At 60.4% G+C, this 19,441-nt stretch carries 19 protein-coding genes; 15 read left to right on the top strand and 4 right to left on the bottom strand.

Annotated features, from left to right (window positions below; genetic code table 11):
* Positions 1–698: 698 nt before the first annotated feature.
* Complete coding sequence (locus tag KF712_09870; protein MBX3741286.1) at positions 699–1,967, top strand: DUF1552 domain-containing protein; 1,269 nt, start codon at positions 699–701, stop codon at positions 1,965–1,967.
* Positions 1,967–4,456 carry a DUF1592 domain-containing protein gene (locus KF712_09865; GenBank protein MBX3741285.1) on the top strand — a complete coding sequence of 830 codons (2,490 nt, stop codon included), beginning with the start codon at positions 1,967–1,969 and terminating at the stop codon, positions 4,454–4,456. Before KF712_09870 ends, KF712_09865 begins: the two co-directional genes overlap by 1 nt.
* Positions 4,457–4,716: 260 nt before the next feature.
* On the opposite strand, the gene KF712_09860 is transcribed toward KF712_09865, so the two are convergent.
* Entirely contained in the window at positions 4,717–5,376 is a 660-nt protein-coding gene (locus KF712_09860; GenBank protein ID MBX3741284.1) for a response regulator transcription factor, read from the bottom strand.
* Between the two features lie 131 nt (positions 5,377–5,507).
* On the opposite strand from KF712_09860, the gene KF712_09855 reads away from it, so the two are divergent.
* Entirely contained in the window at positions 5,508–5,888 is a 381-nt protein-coding gene (locus KF712_09855; protein MBX3741283.1) for a hypothetical protein, read from the top strand.
* A 17-nt stretch (positions 5,889–5,905) separates the two neighbouring features.
* On the opposite strand, the gene KF712_09850 is transcribed toward KF712_09855, so the two are convergent.
* Complete coding sequence (locus KF712_09850) at positions 5,906–7,543, bottom strand: PAS domain S-box protein (GenBank protein MBX3741282.1); 1,638 nt, start codon at positions 7,541–7,543, stop codon at positions 5,906–5,908.
* 219 nt (positions 7,544–7,762) lie between these two features.
* On the opposite strand from KF712_09850, the gene KF712_09845 reads away from it, so the two are divergent.
* The 9 genes from KF712_09845 (at position 7,763) to KF712_09805 (ending at position 16,255) form a co-directional block, all read left to right on the top strand.
* Positions 7,763–8,056, top strand: coding sequence for a hypothetical protein (locus KF712_09845; GenBank protein MBX3741281.1), 294 nt, complete (start codon positions 7,763–7,765; stop codon positions 8,054–8,056).
* 402 nt (positions 8,057–8,458) lie between these two features.
* Entirely contained in the window at positions 8,459–9,091 is a 633-nt protein-coding gene (locus KF712_09840) for a hypothetical protein (protein MBX3741280.1), read from the top strand.
* A 9-nt stretch (positions 9,092–9,100) separates the two neighbouring features.
* A complete protein-coding gene (locus tag KF712_09835; protein ID MBX3741279.1) occupies positions 9,101–11,473 on the top strand; it encodes an MMPL family transporter in 2,373 nt (790 codons plus the stop codon).
* A complete protein-coding gene (chrA, locus tag KF712_09830) occupies positions 11,470–12,777 on the top strand; it encodes a chromate efflux transporter (GenBank protein ID MBX3741278.1) in 1,308 nt (435 codons plus the stop codon). Before KF712_09835 ends, chrA begins: the two co-directional genes overlap by 4 nt.
* A 4-nt stretch (positions 12,778–12,781) precedes the next feature.
* Positions 12,782–13,708 carry a family 43 glycosylhydrolase gene (locus KF712_09825; protein MBX3741277.1) on the top strand — a complete coding sequence of 309 codons (927 nt, stop codon included), beginning with the start codon at positions 12,782–12,784 and terminating at the stop codon, positions 13,706–13,708.
* 68 nt (positions 13,709–13,776) lie between these two features.
* On the top strand, positions 13,777–14,505 hold the full coding sequence (locus KF712_09820) for a hypothetical protein (protein ID MBX3741276.1): 729 nt from the start codon (positions 13,777–13,779) through the stop codon (positions 14,503–14,505).
* Positions 14,506–14,522: 17 nt separating this feature from the next.
* Complete coding sequence (locus KF712_09815) at positions 14,523–15,341, top strand: hypothetical protein (protein MBX3741275.1); 819 nt, start codon at positions 14,523–14,525, stop codon at positions 15,339–15,341.
* Positions 15,342–15,446: 105 nt separating this feature from the next.
* Positions 15,447–15,758: a hypothetical protein gene (locus KF712_09810; GenBank protein ID MBX3741274.1), complete on the top strand. Its 312-nt coding sequence runs from the start codon at positions 15,447–15,449 to the stop codon at positions 15,756–15,758.
* A gap of 251 nt (positions 15,759–16,009) precedes the next feature.
* A complete protein-coding gene (locus KF712_09805) occupies positions 16,010–16,255 on the top strand; it encodes a hypothetical protein (GenBank protein ID MBX3741273.1) in 246 nt (81 codons plus the stop codon).
* On the opposite strand, the gene KF712_09800 is transcribed toward KF712_09805, so the two are convergent.
* Complete coding sequence (locus tag KF712_09800) at positions 16,230–16,487, bottom strand: helix-turn-helix transcriptional regulator (GenBank protein ID MBX3741272.1); 258 nt, start codon at positions 16,485–16,487, stop codon at positions 16,230–16,232. The genes KF712_09805 and KF712_09800 overlap by 26 nt on opposite strands.
* Positions 16,488–16,779: 292 nt before the next feature.
* On the opposite strand from KF712_09800, the gene KF712_09795 reads away from it, so the two are divergent.
* Both KF712_09795 and KF712_09790 read left to right on the top strand, forming a co-directional pair.
* On the top strand, positions 16,780–16,986 hold the full coding sequence (locus tag KF712_09795) for a hypothetical protein (protein ID MBX3741271.1): 207 nt from the start codon (positions 16,780–16,782) through the stop codon (positions 16,984–16,986).
* Positions 16,983–17,408, top strand: coding sequence for a hypothetical protein (locus KF712_09790; GenBank protein ID MBX3741270.1), 426 nt, complete (start codon positions 16,983–16,985; stop codon positions 17,406–17,408). The genes KF712_09795 and KF712_09790 overlap by 4 nt, the downstream gene beginning before the upstream one ends.
* Positions 17,409–17,904: 496 nt before the next feature.
* On the opposite strand, the gene KF712_09785 is transcribed toward KF712_09790, so the two are convergent.
* Positions 17,905–18,528, bottom strand: a complete 624-nt coding sequence (locus tag KF712_09785) for a DDE-type integrase/transposase/recombinase (protein ID MBX3741269.1) — start codon at positions 18,526–18,528, stop codon at positions 17,905–17,907.
* A gap of 267 nt (positions 18,529–18,795) precedes the next feature.
* Between KF712_09785 and KF712_09780 the strand changes: the two genes are divergently transcribed.
* Entirely contained in the window at positions 18,796–18,981 is a 186-nt protein-coding gene (locus KF712_09780; GenBank protein ID MBX3741268.1) for a hypothetical protein, read from the top strand.
* Positions 18,982–19,441: the final 460 nt, after the last annotated feature.

Genomic DNA, 19,441 nt, shown 5'->3' with positions numbered 1-19,441 from the left:
CATCAGTCGCAGGCCCAAACGGGTGTCGGGTTCTTTCGCCCTTGCAAGCGCGGATTGAAACATATGTTTGGTGTCGATGAATTCGATTGGATACCGATAGGTCTTTCGGCCCATCGGTATCCACCTCCGCCGGAATCCCTGTCCTTACCCGGGGGAAACATCGCTGCCGCAAAATTGGCACATAAGAAAGCGACCTTGTTGAGATGGCCGTGACCCGGGACGAGAAGCCGACATGGTTCGCAGTCATCGCGCCGGCACTTTCCCTCTTCCTCACCGAATGAAGTGAACAACTGCTCCCACGCCCCTCCATCGGGAGCACTATGAGGCAACCCGCACCTTTTTTGGGGACTGGCTCCTCCTGCGCCTGCGGCACCACGGATCGCCAGCATCAGCAACCCAACAGGAAGCTGCTTCATGGCACGAATGGAGGGATCGAAGCCTGCCAGAATCCATCGGATCACACGTGATCGCGGTATGGAAAGAGGGCCGGTTTGGTGCCATGGTCTTCCTCGTGTAAGGGATAGCACAATTGCCCCCCCGAGGGCCCGGGGCCGCTGAAAAAAAGGGATTTCGGCGGCCCCGGTTTTTTTTTCTCCCATTTGATCCCGGGGTAACGGCTCAGGCGCCCCCCTTTGCGGCAGACCTCATTCTGAAAGAAACTCTCCGGGGCCGCCGTAGCGCTCAGGAATCCCCAACCCATGAACCGCCGCCGTTTCATCCTCCAGTCCCTCGGGGCATCCCTCGCTCTGCCGGGACTGCCGTCGCTCATGGCCAATCCGGCGGCGAATGCCGCGCTGCAGGCGACCAAGGGAGCCGGTGCGGGAGCGAATCGTTTCGTGGCGATCGGCAACCTGCTGGGTTACCAGGTGAAGCAGTTCTTCCCGACCACCACGGGCCGCAGCTATGAGAAGACAACGCTGCTGGAGCCGCTGTGGGACAACCGCCACCAGATGACCGTGCTGCGGGGCCTGGACCACGGCGTGAAGGGCGGACACTTCGCGGTGCACTCCTTCCTTTCCGGCGTGCTGAATTCCGAGGCGCAGAACCGGCCGGATGGAAATGTCAGCATCGACCAGTACCTCGCGGACGAGGTGGGCTTCGCAACCCGCTTCCCGTCGCTGACGGTCGGCTCCGAAGGCGGGATCCACGGCGGCTGCCAGATCGCATGGACGAAGTCCGGCGTCCGCGTGCCGCCGATCACCGGCCCGGCGCAGCTTTTCGAGCAACTTTTCATCAGCGACCCGAAGGAGCGGCAGGTGCGCCGGGTGCAGGAAAACCACGTGCAGGCCTCCATCCTGGACTCCGTGCTGGAAGACGCGAACCGCCTTTCCCGCCAAGTGAACAAGGAGGACAAGGACAAGCTGGACGAATATTTCACCTCCGTCCGCGATGTGGAGAAGCGCCTGGAACTGCGCAAGCGCTGGGCCAGCCAGCCGAAACCGAAAGCTCCCTTCGAGAAGCCTGCGAACCGCAACACGGTGGAGGATCTGCCGTTGCTGTATGAGCTGATCGCGCTGGCGCTGCAGACTGACTCCACCCGCATCGCCACGCTGGAGATCGGCGGGGACTTCCTGCCGCAGAACCTGGGCATCGACAAATCCTACCACGGCCTGTCCCACCACGGGAACGACCCGGAGGCCATCGCCCACCTGATCGCACTGGAGAAATACCAGATCGAGCACTTCGGCAAGTTCCTCACCCGCATCTCGAAGATGCAGGACGGGGAGCGGTCGCTGCTGGACTCCACCACAGTGCTTTTCGGCAGCGGCATCGGCGACGCGAACACACACAAGAACTCCGACCTGCCGATCATCCTCGCGGGCGGCGGTTACAGCCACGGCGAGTTCCGCGAGGTGCCGCGCGACGGCATCAACAAGGTGCCGCTCTGCAACCTCTTCGTGGACATCGCCCAGAAGATGGGCGTGGAGACGGATTCGTTCGGCAGCAGCACCGGCCGCTTTTCGTGATGCGCTTTCCAGGCATTCATGTCAGTGGTCTCGCCATGCTGGCGGCCGCCGGTTTCGCCTCTGCCGGGGACACGGCTTCCCAGCAGGCACGGCTGCAGGATTTCCTCGGGAAATATTGCCTGGATTGCCACGACAAGGAGTCGGAGAAAGGCGACCGGGAGTTCGAGACTTTCAAGCTGCCGCTGGATTCAGAGGCGGCGCTGATTTCCGCGAAGGAGATCATCGACCAGATCACGCTGAAGGAGATGCCGCCGAAAAAAGCGGACCAACCGGACGACGAGGAGCGTCTGGCGGTGCTGCGGCTTCTAAGGGAAGGCTCCCAGGCGGCCCGCGGAAAGATCGCCAGTTCCGGCGGACGCACGGTGATGCGGCGGCTTTCCAGCCGGGAGTATGAGAACACGCTCACCACGCTTTTCGGAAGGCGGCTGGACACGCTGGGGCTGACGGCGGACTTCCCGAAGGAAAAGACCAGCCAGCATCTGGACACCATCGGCCAGTCACTGGTGACATCGAGCTTCCTGGTGGACCAATATTTCCAATCGGCGAACCGGCTGGTGGAGGCCCGCTTGGGCAAGCCGGCGATGGAGCCGCAGACGTGGACCTTCAACGGCAACTTCGTCCAGTATGAGGAACTGCAGGGACCGCACAAGAAGGTCTTCAACTACCGCTACCTGAACCTCTACGAGCAGCCGAACACGGACACCCGGCAGGGCGGTTACGGCCACATCGAGGACTTCAAGAAAGGCGTCCCCGTTTCCGGACTTTACGACCTGGAGGTGGAGGCGCAGGCCATGCACCGGGACACGCACTACGATCCGGAGATATTCGGCATCGACTTCTCCGAGCCGTTCACCCTCGGCGTCGTCCCCGGTGACGTCACCAAGGGGCACATCCACTATCCGCAGTCCATCGAGCCGCTGCTGGCCAGCACCACCGTGCCGGACGACAAGCCCACGCGCCTGAAGTTCCGCGTCTGGCTGGAGGGCGGACAGACGCCACGCTTCATTTTCCCGAACGGACCGTATGAGTCACGCGCCTCCGTCATCAAGGTGAACAAGCGCTACAAGGACGACTTCGGCGGACGCACGGAGAAGTCGGACGTGAGCCGCGCCATCCTGCTGGAGGAAGGGAAGCTGCCGCACATCCGCATCAGCGAAATCAAGGTCCACGGCCCGCTCAAGGAAGAAGGCGGCGGCGTGGAGGAACAGGCCGTGTTCGGCAAGGACGGCTTCCAGGAAAGCCGGGCACTGGAGCAACTGGAGACCTTCGCGGAAAGGGCCTACCGCCGGCCGCTCACGGACAGCGACCGGCAGCCGGTCCGCGCGCTTTATGAAAAGCGTCTCGCGGAGAAGGCCACTCCCCGGCAGGCCGCGCTGGATGCGCTGAAGCTCATCCTCTGCTCCCCTTCGTTCATCTATCTGAGCGAGATCACCGAGGAACCGTCGCAGGCACTGAAGCCCTACGATCTGGCGACACGGTTGTCCTACGCACTGTGGAGCGCTCCACCGGATGCGGAGCTGCTGGCAGCGGCAAAGTCCGGGAAACTCACGCAGGACGCGGAACTGGAAAAGCAGATCCAGCGGATGCTGGCGGACGAACGTGTCAGCGGATTCATCCAGGGCTTCACGGATAGCTGGCTGAGCCTGCGGGATCTGGGAGGCATGCCCCCACCCCGCGAGACGAACCGTTCCTACTACGCGGAGGATCTGCCAGCCTCGATGAAAGGGGAAGTGAGACTGTTCTTCCGGGACCTGCTCACCCGGAACGGATCGGTGAACGATTTCCTCCACGCGGACCACACCTTCGCGGACAAGAAGCTGGCGAAACTCTACGGCCTGCCGGAGCATAAATCCCTGCGGCTGGCCGATGGCTTCCGCAAAGTCAACCTGAAGGGCAACGCCCGCCGCGGCGGCCTGCTGGGGATGGCCGGGGTGCTCACCGTGAGCGCCAACGGGGTGGAGACCTCCCCCGTCACACGCGGCGTGTGGGTGAGCGAGAATCTGCTGGGCATCCATCCGCCGCCACCACCGGATGAGGTGCCCGCCATCGAGCCGGACGTCACCGGAGCCACCACCATCCGCGAGCGGCTGGCAAAGCACAGCGCGGACAAGACCTGCGCGGAGTGCCACCGCAAGATCGATCCGCTGGGCTTCAGCCTGGAGAGCTTCGACCCGGTGGGCCGCTGGCGCGACCACTACCCGAAGCCCAAGAAGGGCGAAGCTCCGAAGGTCGATGCCACCGGTGAGTTCCCATCCGGGGAGAGCTACCAGGATTTCGCCGGCTTCCGGAAGATCATCCTGGAAACCCGGAGTGAACTCTTCACACGCCATCTGGTCCGCCAGATGCTGGCCTACAGCACCGGCCGCCTGATGGAAGCGGCGGACGATTTCGCGGTGGAGGACATCATCAAGGCGGCGGAAAAGGACAACCATGGCCTCCGCTCGCTGGTTGCCGGATGCCTGAAGAGCGAGGTCTTCAGATCGAGGTGAGGGCCGCACCGGCCCAAAACACCGGATCAGGATGGCCCGGCCAAATTTCCGCCGCGGCATCTCCGGACGGCGACCGATGCGCCACATTCCGGATGTGAAGAGGCGGACCGGCAGCCAACCGATCCGCCTCACACACACATATAATTGACATCGGGTATCCCCCCGAAGGCAATCGGGGTCAATCTAACCGATGGATGGCGGATCGTCTCTTACGTGATCCAGTGTATTGGTGCGGTGATATCCCCGCATCCACCGTGGCGTCACTTCACCTTTGGCCGGCCCAACACCTCCACCGCCAGCATGGCCGCCGCGTTGCGGTTCTCCACGCCGAGCTTCTCGAAAATACTGCCCATGTGCTGCTTCACGGTTTTCTCGCTCATCCCGAGGATCCCCGCGACATCGCCATTGCTCTTGCCTTGGGCCACCCAGAGGAGCACTTCCGCCTCTCGGTTGGTGAGGCCGAGACCACCCAGAGGTTCATGGGAGCTGAAGTCAGGGCTGAAGCCGACGTTGTTCGCGTCGGAGACCGACTGCAGCCGGGCTTCGATCGCTTCCGCGCGGGCGAGCCGGACCTCAACGGCGGCCAGCAGGTCTTCCCGGACCACCGGTTTGATCAGGTAGTCGTCCGCCCCGAAGTTCATGCCGATCCGGAGATCACCTTTGTCACTGCGGGCCGTGAGGAAAATAAAAGGCACGGTGGCGGTCTCCGGAGAGGCCCGGAGGGTCTGCACCACTCCGTGGCCGTCGAGTTCCGGCATCATCACGTCACAAATCACGAGATCCGGACAGTCCTTCAACGCCTGCTCCACCCCGATCCTCCCGTTCTCCGCGGTGATCACCGCAAATCCTTCCATCTCAAGCATCAGCGCGATGTTGCGACGCATCGGCGCTTGGTCTTCAATTACGAGAATCTTCTTCATGGCGGTTGGCTGAGTTCATTTTTTACACATGCCCGCAAAAATGCACCATTTAATCCGACCAAAGTCGGAGTGCCGGAAAGAAAATTTCATGTTTTCCTGAAGGAGTGCTGCCCCCGGACCAGAAACACCGTTTGCGGAAGTCTTTCGCGCTTCTGGAACGACAGAGCCATGTGGCGGCTCTGGTCTTCTATCAGAACCTCTTCAAACTGAACCCGGAATTGCGCGCTTCATTCGACGCGGACATCGAATCACGTGCAATCACCCTGATGGACAAGCTGGCCAACGCGTTGAGCCTGTTGGAGAAGCCCGATGAACTCATCCCGGCTCTCGAGGATCTGGGCGCGAAGCACCTGGAATACGAATCCACCGCCGACAATTTCAAGAATGTGGCGGATGCCCTCCTCCTGATGCTTTCCAATGTACTGGGCAAAGGCTTCGACGGTGAAACACGGGCGGCCTGGATCCGGCTTTGCGAGGTCGTGGATGATTACCGGCCGAAGGTTTCCCGCTAACCGCCTTTCGCTTTCACTCAGGAGAATATCGGCAGCCGGACCGTGAAGGTGGTCCCTTCCCCGGGCGTGGAAACGAACCCAATCTCGCCGCCGTGCATTTCGACACAGCGCTTGGCGATCAGCAGGCCGAGGCCGCTTCCCGAGATCTCCCCTACGTTGCCAGCCCTCTGGAAAGCTTCGAAAATACGCGGCTGATCTTCTTCGGGTATCCCGATCCCCCGGTCGATGACATCGAACAATGCGTCATCACCGTCCCTGCGGACCCTGAACTCCACCGTGGAACCTTCCGGCGAGTACTTCGCGGCATTGGAGAGGAGATTGGTGAAGATGTGGCGGAGAAGCGGCTCGTCCGACATGGCTCCGGACAGGTCGTTCTCGAAATGGATGTCCACCACGCAGCGCATGACCGTCGCGGATTGGGACTCATCGACCAGCTTCTCGCAGACGGTGGGCAGGTCGATGGGCACGGGGGTGAAAGTGAGCTTTCCGACATCCGCGCGGCCCAGCACCAGGACCTGCTCCATCAACACACCCATCCGGCGGGTGGCGGAATGGATGTCTTCGAACAATTCCTTGCGGCGCTCCAGATCCAGGCGGTCGAAGTAGTTCCGCAGGAGCTCGATGGCCGACATGATGATGCCGAGCGGTGTCCGGAACTCATGGGAGACGATGGAGGTGAACCGGGTCCTCAGCTCGTTGAGTTCACGTTCGTTCTCCAGCGCCCGCCGGATGGTCCTTTCCGTGCGGGCCTGCTCGGTCCTGTCGGTGATGGCGGCGATGATCTTGGGAGCACCTCCGTCAGGCAGCGTGGAAAGATGGACATAGGTGGGGATTTCATCCCCGTGGATGTTCTGGTGGATCCACTCGAAGCTCGGGTGTTCACCCGCCAGGGCTTTCTCGATATGCCCGCGGGAGGATTCCCTGCTAGGCAGTCCGTCAGGCTGCGTTTCGGGACTGAAATCCGCCGGTGAATGTTTCAACAGCGTCGCACGGTCCACGCCGAAGAAGGAAAGCGCGCTGGCATTCCCATCCACGAACAGGCCGGTCCGTATATCCACGACCACGGTGGGGGTCGGGGAATGCTCCATGACGAGGTGATAGCGCTCCTCGCTCTCACGGAGCGCCTCCCGGGTCTGCTGCCGGTCGTCGATCTCCATCGCCAGGGCGATCCATTGGGCGACGTGGCGGGCGAAATCGATGTCCCGTGCGGTCCACTCCCGCGGACCGCCCAGATGTTCATGGCAGATGATGCCGGACAGGCGGCCCTGCCGGTGGACAGGTGCGTCCAGCATGGCACCGATGCCGAGATACCCGAACCCCCCTTGCTGGAACTCCAGGAGCCGGGGGTCATTCTTCGCATCCGGCGAGACAATCAGGCTCATATCCTGATGCAGCGATGAGAAATAGACAGGGAGCATCACATCCGTGAGGAGCAGGCTGGAGTTATCCAGCTCATCCGTTGAGAGGTAGTATTGATGCTCCCTGTGGATCGCCTTTCCTCCATCCTGGATGGTCCAGTAACTGACCCGCTCCACACCCAATGTGGTGGCGCTGGTTTTCAGCAACCTTCCGACGAGGTCGTCCAGCGGCTCGACCCCTATCCGTTCAATCAGACTATCGAGGTGCTCGCTGTAGGGTCGGGACTCTGGACTCATGCCTTGTTAGGCAGAGGGCTAGCACAACATCCCGCATCTGGAAACCCCGATTAATACGGAAATAGGTTCCTCCCAAAGTCGGAGTCACATCACCCCTCTGCTCCGTCCTAGGTCCGATGGTGCAAGCTTCGAATCCATGGGAGAAAGACACAGCCACACCACAAAAGCCATCCCCCCGAACGGCTTCCATCCCACCATCCTGCTTCCCCAAACACACACATGTCCGGAAAAGCCAAAAAAAACCGGTGCGCCCCGCTGTGGGTCATCCCTCCAACCAAAAGGAGCCGCCGCCGCATCTCTAACATTCCCGGTGAATTCGTTTCCCTGAACCAGTTGATCCATTCGCTGGACAACAACCGGAGGCTGTATTTCCTCTACCGCCAGGCGGCGGAAACCGGCTCGTCGGGGGCCCGGCTCCGTTTCCAGCGGCTTGTCCGCTCCCTTGGGCATTCGGAGCTGCGGCAGATCGAGCATTCCTTCAAGACGCAGCGCCCGATGCAGCGCACGGCCTGACGGAACCGCTCCCACGCTCCTATGCTCCCCCCCGACGGTCCGGCATGCAGACTCCGGGAGAACACTCCCCTCTGCCTGCTTGTCCTTCACGGAGATCTCCACGAACACCATGCCAGGGCGGATGGCAGCTTGGAATCCAGCGGTTCCGCCACACTTCCCGCGGCCGGGAGGGTGAGATTCCGCGCCCCCTCCGCAATGACTGTTCCGGGGAAATCACGCCCCCAACAGGCTGGCTCCGCCTCACGGGTATCCGACGTCAGGTTGAAGACATCCGCCTTCAGTCGGAGGGGCTGGGAACCGTCCTACCGCCAATGGCAGGATGGCGGGACCGCGGAATACGATGCTGCTTGCCTGAACCTCCCCGCTCCCACAGAGTTCCATCAGTAAATGCACCCCTCCGCGATGACAGTCCCGCTTTTCGGTTTCCTGCTTGCTGCCACCGCAGCCTCGCATGCCGCGGGTTTCCGCAGCTATGGGTTTGCCGGGGCCTATCCGGCGGAATACGGCTCCTCCGGAGTCCTCACCATCGCGGGAGGCGGAGCTTCCATCCATGGCAGCGGTGTGGTCAACTGGGGAGGTCTCAGCAAATCAGGGAGCGGAAGCCTGGAGCTTTCCAGTGGGAATATCTACACAGGCGAGGTCATCCTTTCCACCGGCTCCCTTTCCGGCTTCAGCGATTCCCTGGGGAGTCTGACCCTCACCTCCGGGAGCCTCCTGCTTTTCGGGAATTCCTCGACCACGGATTGGGGGACATGGAGCCACCTTTCCTGGACGGGCGCTGACACCGGCGAAATCCTTTGGCTCGGAGAGAACCAGCTTGAGTTGTCCACCATCACCTTCATCGATCCCAATTTCCTTTCGAGCGGATCGCTCTCCGTGATCACTTATCAGGGCATCAACTACGATATCACCGGTTGGACGCCTGTCCCGGAACCCTCTGGAGGGATGCTTGCCATCGCGGGGGGAGCCGTCCTGTTGACCGGACGCAGGCGATTCCGAGGAACCGCATTGCCGGATGGGGCGCGGTCCGCTTGAGTTCGGCGCATGCTCCGCCGTCTGGCATTGCCGATCCTGCTAGTCGTATCGATCCTCGCGGCCACCGCGGGGCTGATGCGGCTGCGCTTTGACACGGACATCCTTTCGATGCTGCCGGGAAATCTCCCGGAGGTGAAGGGGCTGAAGGTCTTCCACGAGGCGTTCTCCCGGAACAACGAGCTGGTGATGCTCATCGAGGGCGGGGAAGAGGATGAAGGGCTGCTCGGTGAGGCCGCGAAGTCGCTGGGCGGACATCTGGAGGAAAAGGGGGTGGCGAAACGGGCGCGCTGGCAGCCGCTGTGGATGAGCGAGCCGGAAGGTTTGTCCGAGCTGCTGGCCTACCTGTGGCTCAACGGTGATCCGGCGGTGGCGGAGGCACAGGCAGCGAAACTCTCTGCGGAAAACTCTCAGGCGGCGATCAAGGCCTCCCTCGACGACATCGCCACGGCGATGGAGGGCATGGACATGGTCATGAAATCCCATGATCCGCTGGGCTTTCTCCGCCATCCGTCCGTGGGGGCGCTGACTTCCTCCGGAGAAGGAGGCGAGGCATTCGAGAGCGCGGACGGCCGCGCACACCTGCTGTTCGTGGAAGCACCGGAAGTGATCGACGGCTACCGCAGCGCGGAGGCATGGCTGATCAAGCTGAAGGCTGAGGTGGCGGCATGGCAGAAGGCGGATGGCGGGAACCTGAAACTCCGCTACACGGGCGAACCGGCGTTTTCCTCCGAGATCGGCCGGGCGATGGAGACGGACCTGAGCGGGTCCATCGCGATCACGCTGGGCCTCATCGGCCTGTTATTCTGGTGGATGCAGCGGCGGTTGAGCCTGTTGCTGGGACTGACGGTGATCCTGACGCTGGTCTTCGCGGTGGCGTTGGGAGTGGCGGGATGGATGTATGGAAAACTCAGCATCATCGCGCTCAGTTCGGCGGAAATCCTGATCGGTCTGGCGGTGGATTATGGATTGGTGATCTGCCAGGAGGCGAAGGTCACGGGACACAAGGTGAAGCCGCTGCGCGAGGCGAGCGGCAGGCCGGTGCTGTTCGGCGCGGTGACCACGGCCATCGTCTTTTGCGCGCTCAATCTGGGTGGCTTTCCCGGGATGGCGCAGCTCGGCACCATCGTGGCGGTGGGATTGGTGGCCGCGGCCATCCTGATGCTGGTGCTTTACCTTCCATTCGTGGCGAAGTTCGGCGTGGACCGGGCACCCGCCGTCGGGACTGGCAGGCTGCTGCCGCGCTCGAAACTGGCATGGTCGATCACGGCCGTACTTGCCGTGGCGTCCTTCACGGTGCTGTTCGTGAGCGGGCTGCCGGGCATCGACTTCGACTCGAAGATCATGCGTCCCCGGAACAGCCAGGCGATGGAGGCGTTCGACAGGATGCAAAAGGCGTTCCCCGGTTGGAACAGCCAGACCATGGGGCTGGTGGTGGAGGCGAAAAGCGACGGCGAGATGCAGGCCCGGCTGGCCGAGGCACACCGCCGGGTCGATGAAGCGAAAGAGGCCGGGCTGGTGGACGAGGTGAAACTGCCCGACGGCTGGTGGCCGGACGCGGCGATCCAGGAACAAAACCGTGCGCGTGTTTCCGCGATGGCACGGGATCGGGAGCGGTTGCTGAAGGAGGCGGACGCCGCCGGATTTTCCGAGGAGGGCCTGGCACTGGGCCGGGGCGTGCTGAGCGCGATGGAGAGGCAGTCTGCGGAAGCCGGACTGGTTTTTCCGCAACTGGAGTCCGCGCGGGAGGTGATGCGGCTGTTCCTTAACCGTGACGAAAAGGGCGGAGGATACGTGCTCGGCTCCGTGACCTCCGGTCCGGGCATCGAGCCTGCGGCGAAAGACTATCCGGCCTTCAGCAAGTTGGCGGGTGATGGCATCTGGCTGAGCAGTTGGTCGCTTTTCAAACCGGCGATCTCGAAGCTGGTGGACGAGGACATGATGCGCATGTTGATGCCGATGGGGATCCTGCTCGTCGGGATGATGATCCTGATTTTCCGCCGCGCGGCGGATGTCCTGCTGGCCCTGTTCGCGATGGTCTTCAGCACGCTGATGCTGCTGGCGATCATGAAGGTCACCGGCCTGCGGTGGAACTTCGTGAATCTGATGGCCACTCCCCTGCTGCTGGGCACGGGGATCGACTACGCCATCCACGTGACTCTCACGCTGCGGCGGACGGGAGGCTGCTTCAAGGAACTGTGGAACGGGACCAGCAAGGCGCTGCTGTTCTGCGGCGCGTCCAACGTCATCGGCTTCGGCTCGCTCATCACCTCATCGAGCGAGGCGCTGGTGAGCCTGGGCTATGTTGCGGTGATCGGCATCTCGCTGAGCATGGCGGTTTCCATCTTCCTGCTGCCGGGCTGGAAAACACGGCGGATCCCATGAACGAAGATGCCGCACCATCATTCCGGGACGCCCTGCGGTTCTGGTGGAAGCTCGGCTGGATCAGCTTCGGCGGACCGGCTGGCCAGATCTCCATCATGCACAAGGAGATCGTCGAGCGGCGGAAATGGATGGCGGAAGATCACTTTCTCCACGCGTTGAATTTCTGCATGCTGCTGCCCGGCCCGGAAGCGCAGCAACTGGCGACCTACCTGGGATGGCGGCTGCACGGGGCGAAGGGAGGCATCGCGGCAGGGGTCCTGTTCGTGCTGCCATCCGTTTTCCTGTTGCTGGGTTTGAGTTGGCTTTACATGGCCGGAGGCGGCGTGGCGTGGGTTGAGGGCATGTTCTACGGGTTGATCCCCGCCGTCATCGCCATCGTCGCGGGGGCGGTGAGGCGGATCGGCTCAAAGGTGCTGAAGACACCGGGACTGTGGCTGGTCACGGTGGCGGCGTTCATCGCCATCTTCGTGTTCAAGGTTTCCTTCGTCATCATCCTGGCGGTGGCGGCGCTGGTGGGCCTGGCCGGAGGAAAATTCATGAGGAAAGGGGTTCCGGTGGCGGAGGCTGGGACGGACGGGGCCGCCCTAGAGGAAGCCGCGGTGAAACTCCCCCTCGCTCCGAAGGCCGGCTTCCGCCGGACGGCGGTCATCACCACCACCTGCCTCGCGCTGTGGTGGGTGCCGCTGCTGGCGGTGGGTGCCTGGCTGGGCTGGCGCGGGGTGCATTTCCAGGAAGGTTGGTTTTTCAGCAAGGCGGCGCTGGTCACCTTTGGCGGGGCGTATGCGGTCCTGCCCTACGTCTCCCAGATGACGGTGGACCACTACGGCTGGCTGACCCAGCGGCAGATGATGGCCGGACTGGGCCTGGCGGAGACGACGCCCGGCCCGCTGATCATGGTGCTGCAGTTCGTGGGCTTTGTCGCCGCATGGCAGAATCCTCCGGAAGGATGGAGCCCGCTGGCCGCCGCCACATTGGGCGCGGGGATCACCACCTGGGTGACCTTCGTTCCCTGTTTCCTTTTCGTCTTCCTAGGGGCGCCCCATGTCGAAACGCTCGGCACCCGCCCGCGCATCTCTTCGATGATGACGGTGATGACCGCCGCGGTCGTCGGCGTGATCCTGAACCTGGCGGTCTGGTTCACCTGGCACTCCCTGTGGCCTGAGGGTGGATCGTTCGATTTCTTCGCGGCGGTGGTCGCCGTGGCTTCATGGGTGGCCATGGAGCGGTTCAAGGCCGGGGTGATCCCCACACTGGCCGCATGCGCGGGGCTTGGCATCCTCTACCGGCTGGCCGTAGGATCATGACCGAATGATCCAGGCCCTATCGATTTCCTTCCTGCTCAGCCTCACCGGTCTGGGCAGTCCGCTGCCCGCCGGGGCGGATCCCCACGTCATCCGCGTGGGGGAAACCTACTGGATGTACCCCACTGAGTCGGGCGCTCCCGAGCCACTCTTCGCCGCATATCGGTCCACGGATCTGAAGGATTGGAAGCGGGAAGCCGTCATCCTGAAGCTGTCGGACCTGCCATGGGTGAAGGAAGACCCCGCCCCCAGGCGGCTGGCGTGGGCACCCTCCATGCTGGAAAAGAACGGCCGTTATTATTTCTACTACTCGGTGGGACCACAGAGCGTCCATTTTCCCAGCCACATCGGCGTCGCAACGGGAGACTCCCCCACCGGCCCTTTCCGCGACAGCGGTGGCGCGCTGCTGACCGGCGGAAATGGCTTCGAAGCGATCGACCCGATGGCGTTCACCGATCCGGCGAACGGAAAAACCTACCTCTACACGGGAGGCAGCGACGGGGCCAGGCTCCGGATCTTCGAATTGGAGGACGAACCGGTGAAAATCCGGCGGGAGGTCCCGACCACCACTCCGTCCCATTTCACCGAGGGATCCTTCATGCACCGCCGCGGGGATACCTACTACCTCTCCTACAGCAACGGCCGGTGGAACCGCGATGAATACTCCGTCCACTATGCGACCGCCCCCTCCCCTGTGGGACCGTGGAATTACCGGGGAATGATCCTTTCCAAGGACGGGGAGCGGCAGGGACCGGGTCACCATTCCTTCGTGGAATCTCCTGATGGGCAATGGTTCATCGTCTATCATCGTTGGGAAACGAAGGAACGCCCCGGCCCTTACAGGGGCCGACGGCAGATCGCCGTGGAAAAGATCCAATACGATGAGAAAGGCCTGATCCTGCCGGTGGTGATGACTCCCGCCGCCGGAAATTGAGCAAGATTCCGCTCATCTGGAACAATCCCCCGCGAGCGCGCCGGCAGCCGGAGGGGTAGGATGGCGGCATGTTCTGCTCATGGAAGACAAGCCCCGCCGCGCCGTGCAGTTGCGCCTACCGTCTCCACAGCCCGGTGGACGAGCTGCTGAACCACCTCTGCTCCCTGGGGAAAGGCACGCTCATCCTGCGCCGCCCCGGCCTCAGCCTGGCGAAGGCCACCCGCTTCGGCCTGCACATCCGCAGCAGTTCCCATGACTGGAGCATCCTTCACGACGCCATCAGCGGGCTGGAGACGGACCTAGCGCCCCCACAGCATGCCTACCTGCTGAGGGAATTCCCGGACCAATGCCCTCTTTTCGCGATGGGTCCTCCGGGCAAACCCATCGAGTTCACGGTCCGTCTGGACGGCCATGACTGGAACTCCCCCGCGGTGCGGGACATGCTGGCGCGTTTTGGCGGCGTGGCGCTGGATTGCCTGGAAAGCCACCGGCTGGGAGCGGGTGCGTGGCTGGATGAATGGGAACAATGCAAGCAACCCTCACCCTGCTGCCCGGACTCCATGGTCCATGAAACAAGCGGCGCGCTCCAGGCCTGCCGCCTGCTGGAGGTGGAGATCCGCACGACCACGCAACGCAGCGAGGTCTGCTTCAGCCCGTCCTTCGTGGATGTCGAAGGGTCCGTCCTCCGTATCGCCGACCGCAGCAGGAGCCACATCGTCTATGCGGATGTGAATGCCGCCGAGTTCCGGCTTGCACCGGCAGGAGCCCATTGCCTCCGCCTTTGCCACACCACCTGAAAAAGTCCCTCTCGTCCATGAATTCCCTCACTTCCCACCGCTACCGCCGCATCGAGGAGGCCCCGGCCACCGTCCTCTCCGGACTCAGCAACACCACTCCGCTCTATCTCCATGCCCGCAACTGGATGGCGGAAATGGCGGTGGTCACCTCCCTGTCCGACTCGTTCCAAAGTGACGACCGATGGTTTTCTTTTCCCGAGCAGGGAATGAATCTCTCGCTTGACGCGATGCAGCACCTCCACTGCGTGGCGATCGACCACCACGCCCGGCCTTCGCTGGCACTGGAAATCGCCACGCACGGGGAGCCACGCTCGGTTTCCTTCGCCGCGATCCCTTCCCTCAGCGACCTGGAGGCCTTCCGGCGCACGCTGGACCACCATCCGTCCCAGCCGCTCACCTCCGGCCAATACCATGACTGGCGGGCATCCCACCTGATCCGCCCCACCGCATGCTCATGCTGTGCGGGTGCGGCGGAGGCCCGCCGCAAGGACCCCGGCAACAGTCCGCTGGCACGCATCCTGGCCCACAGTGTCAGCCAGAGGCACCAACTCCACTGCCGGCTCCACTCCCCCTCCTTTCATTTCGCATTGAGCCTGACTCCGGCGGACCTGGTGCTGAACAAAGGGCACATCACCATCACCGGTGACGACTGCGCCAGCATGGTGGAGATCGATCCCGGTCTGTGCCACTCCCTCATGCTCCACCGCAAGGAAATCGATGCGGAGCCGATGACGGTGCTGCGCGTCTATAACTCGCTGGGCGTTCCGGAACTGGTGATCGAGACCCCCGGTTACGATGCCCACGACCGGTGGCTGGAGTTCTGCCGTGTTTCGTGATGCTGGAGCGCGGACTTCGGTAGTGTCCTAATTTGACTCCTTAATTTTTCTTAAATTACCAAATCAGTAAGGATCACCCCTTGACGGATCTGGTAGAAGGGATGAGTGAAAACCGCAATCATCGCTTACGATCTCAAAGACGTTACTCCCTATCAGAACAGCCTCGTCAAAACTAGGCTGTTGGAGTTCACTAATACGACCGATACCCTTTCCGGACGTGACACGGAAAGTAATATACCGAGGTGGGTTACTCTTAACCTCCCTGACACCACAATTTTAGCTGACGTCCAGGATCATGAGACGTCAGAAGCACTTGCGAAAGAAGTGGAGAAGATCATTAGAAAACTCGGAGCTAATCCGGGAAAAATCTTTGTGGCGTTCATTGCGCCTGACGTATTTCTCTTGAATTTGGATTGAGAGTGCCGCCCGAAACACCTCGGCCATTCACTCTGGGGGGAGATGGTTGGCCCCTCAGAGGATTTTTCCCGAAACTCTCCTCAGGATAAAGAACAGGCGCATTTTGAAACTCCGGAACGGCGGATAACATCACAGCATTTATTTCTCTGTGACCTAAACCAAGAATAGGATTTTCCATTCTTCTATTTACCCTCCGCACCGCTTGTTTTCCCGGAAAAGGGAAACTTAAAAACTAGAATATCCTGCGCGGGATGACCGCAGAGGATGCCCGCTACCGTCTCCATCTTGAAGCCGAGCTATGGACGCTCCGTTGCCTCCTCTCTGATGCCTTCCAAGCCCTCCACCTCTCGGACGACTACGCGGCCTATGAAGTCCTCCACGAGCGGCACAAAGCCTATCAGGTGGACCGGCTCCTGGCCGAACTGGAGGACACCAATCCTTCGCTCGCCGCAGCTATCGATGACCGGGAGTTTATTCCCGCTTCCGTGCTTCTCTAAAAACCTTCTCCGGAGAGATTCCCAGCGCGTCACAGATCCGGAGCAACGTGGAAACCGAAGGACTGTTCACGGCATCCTCGATGAAGGCCACGCTCTGGACGCTGATCCCCGCTTTCTGTGCCAGTGCATTCTTGGAAAGCTCCTTCTTCTCCCGCTGATCCCGAAGAACCGCCGCGATTCCTTTTCCTAGCCGGGTGATTTCCTCCTCGCTGATCACCCGTGAATATTCCAACGGAAAGATCCCGAATCTGGTTTCTAGAATTCTAGAAACAAAGCTTGCGAAAATCCCTTCCTTTCAGGTAATCGAAATCACCCTCCCATGAGAACTCTGTTCAAAATCATCTTCTTCCCGTTCACGTTTCTCTGGTGGCTCATCCGGCTCTGCATCCGAATTTTGCTCATCATTCCGAGGATCATTTGGGGGATCTTAACGCTCATTGCTCCGGAAATAACTGAACCATTGGATAACTTTTTCGTGAAAGTGAAAGTTGCCTTCCGCCTCTAACTCCAAACCTAGAACTACCATGGCCATTGCAAACGCACTCAAGAAGGGATCATCGATCTTCGTTTATGACGAGAAGGGCAGGCAGCTTTTCACGCTGCCCGCTGGAAGTGGACCGAATGACGGGCTGACCGGCTACACCTCTGCCACGGTGAGCATTCGTCGGGGGAGTTCGATCTTCACCTACAACGACAAAGGACGCCAAACCTCCGTTATTTCCGCACGATGAAAACACTGATCCTACCACTCCTTCTCGCATCCGCCGCTCTGTCCTTCGCTCAAGAGAAGGAGATACCAATGCGGACATTTGAAATTGATTCCAAGAAAAAGGATGGCACCCGCATCGGTGCATTCCTGACCGGGGAAACCATCGTCATCGAATACGTGGAAGGTCATTGGGTGGCCTATCCCGGCTGGAAACATGAGTCGCCCGATGAAGCGAAGACTCCCCAACATCGGATTGCCCTCTATCACCGTAAAGCCGGTGGTGAGGAAACCATCGTGGAGTTCCCCCGCGAAACCAAAGGCAACCCTTGGAAGCATCTGGTGGACAAACAGGGCAATTACTACCTCCGTATTGCCGATCCCGTGATTGACGCCAACGAAGGGAAGGTGGTCTACAAAATCGGCGTGATCAAACCTGAGAAATGAACGCTGCCGATTCAGATACTCTCAGGATCTATCAAGTCCTTGCGGAAGAATTCCAACGATCCGGGAGACTTCCAAAACTCACCCTGAGCAGGCACCAAGGAACAGGCGGATGCCATGTTTCTTGGATGGGTGATGACTGTGAAAATGGGATGAAAAGGACGATCCATCAACTTCCCGTGGGGATGGAGAATCGTCTTATTAGGGCAATCTCATCTGAAAGCACCTGAAGCGATTGCGGCCCTGACCGCATCGGAGGGTTTATCAATCGGAGGGAGCCGCAATACAGCCACGTATTGCGGCTCTTCTCCATTGTGGAAGGCCCATGCGAAGGCTTCATCCGCCGTGGCATGTCCCGTGAGGGTGAAAGTCTCCACATCGCCTTCCCAGACCGTCTCTCCTTGGAAGGTCTCCGTGACATGGGTGGTCCCGGAATGGAAGCAGGCACATTCGTGGAGGGATGCCACCGCATCCCGCAAGTTGTCCAGATACTCACTCTTCATCCCTCAATCCTTTCCACCAGATCGGCCACCGTCCACCGGGATTTCTCCACACCGGCTTCCATTGCGGGAGTGCAACGGATCGTCCCGTGGATCTTGCAGAAGTTGTAATAGGCGTAATGCAAAGCAATCGCTGCATCGAAATTCTCGCGCTTCTTGCTGAAAGCATTGGTCAGGCGGGAAAGTCTACGGCAGTGCATCCGAACCGTATGGTTTTGTTTCTCCACATAGGAAGTGGAGACAAGAGCCATGTCGGGAGTGCCTTGCACACGTTCTTTTTTGATCTTGAGAACATCCGGGGGAGAATAGCGGCGGGTCGCTTCCAGATCGGTATGGGTGAAGGTTTTGATAACCGTCCCATAGTCCACTCCATCACCGAACGCCCGCTCGATAGCGTCGGTGTAGGCGGACAAAGCATCGGAAGAGATTTGCGGACGGGATTTCAGGCGGGAGGCCAGATCACCCATGAACACATTGGCGTGGTAGCGGTCACGCTTGCCGACAGTGAAGCAGGGAACGAGTTTGGTTCCGGCATCCAGAGCCACCCAAACCCAGATGTCGCCCGCGTTCTCCATGGAGTTCGCCTTGGCGGTCTTCCGCTTGGCTCCGATGAATCCCCACATTTCATCCACTTGGATGTTCGGGAGATCCAGTCTCTTCATCTTCTCATCCATGATGGCCGCGCATCCTTCGCCCATACGGACGCCAAGGCGCATGATCGTGTCACGGTGGATTCCGGTCATGCGCTCAATGCTGCGGATGCTGTTGCCCTCGCAGAGCATGGAGACTGCCAGGATCTTCTTTTCGGTTGGAAGGACGTTTGCCATACGGTTTCGCTTGCTTCGGGGATATTCGTATGACAATAATTCCTCGCCGTCAACTATTTTTGTATGACAGAAAAAGAAAATCAGAAAAGGCGTGGCAGACCGAAGGCTTCCCCGGAAAACCGCAAAGGCGTGATCATCCAGCTACGGGTGACTGAAGAGGAAGCGCACCGGATCTTGGACGAGGCGGAGAAGGCCGGAAAGACAGTGTCAGACCTGATCCGGGAAAAAGTTCTCGGTGGGGGTAAATAAAAGGGTGGTCCTACTCCTCGTCACTAATCATTTCAGAATGGAAATTCTGAAGATGGTTTCGAACTTTCTCTTTCAGAAAGTTGGTAATCGAACCTGTTCCACGGATCGGAATCTTTTCCGAAATCGCGCAGATCGGACAATAGATTCGTTGGGAGGGATCTTGTCCCTTTTTTCTCTCATCTTCGATTCTGGCCAATTCAACCCATTCTTGAAGCGTCCTCTGCATGAAAGATCTTGAGCAACAACTGATCGGAAAAACAATCACAAGAGTGATTCCGTTGAAAGAAGACGAGCATGGATTTCTTCACGACTTCGCCATCTTTTTTAGTGATGGAACGGACATTTGCATAGGTGGATGCGGGTTTGGAGAGCACGGATACCTTTGCTGGAGTAGAAGCTTATCGGCTAAGTAATTTAAGAAAAGTTAAGGAGTCAAATTAGGACACTACCCGGACTTCAG

This window comes from Akkermansiaceae bacterium (genome assembly GCA_019634595.1).
Taxonomy (GTDB): Bacteria; Verrucomicrobiota; Verrucomicrobiia; order Verrucomicrobiales; family Akkermansiaceae; genus Luteolibacter.
The sequence above is the reverse complement of the archived record's forward strand: the minus strand, read 5'-3'. Positions and strand labels throughout refer to the sequence as shown.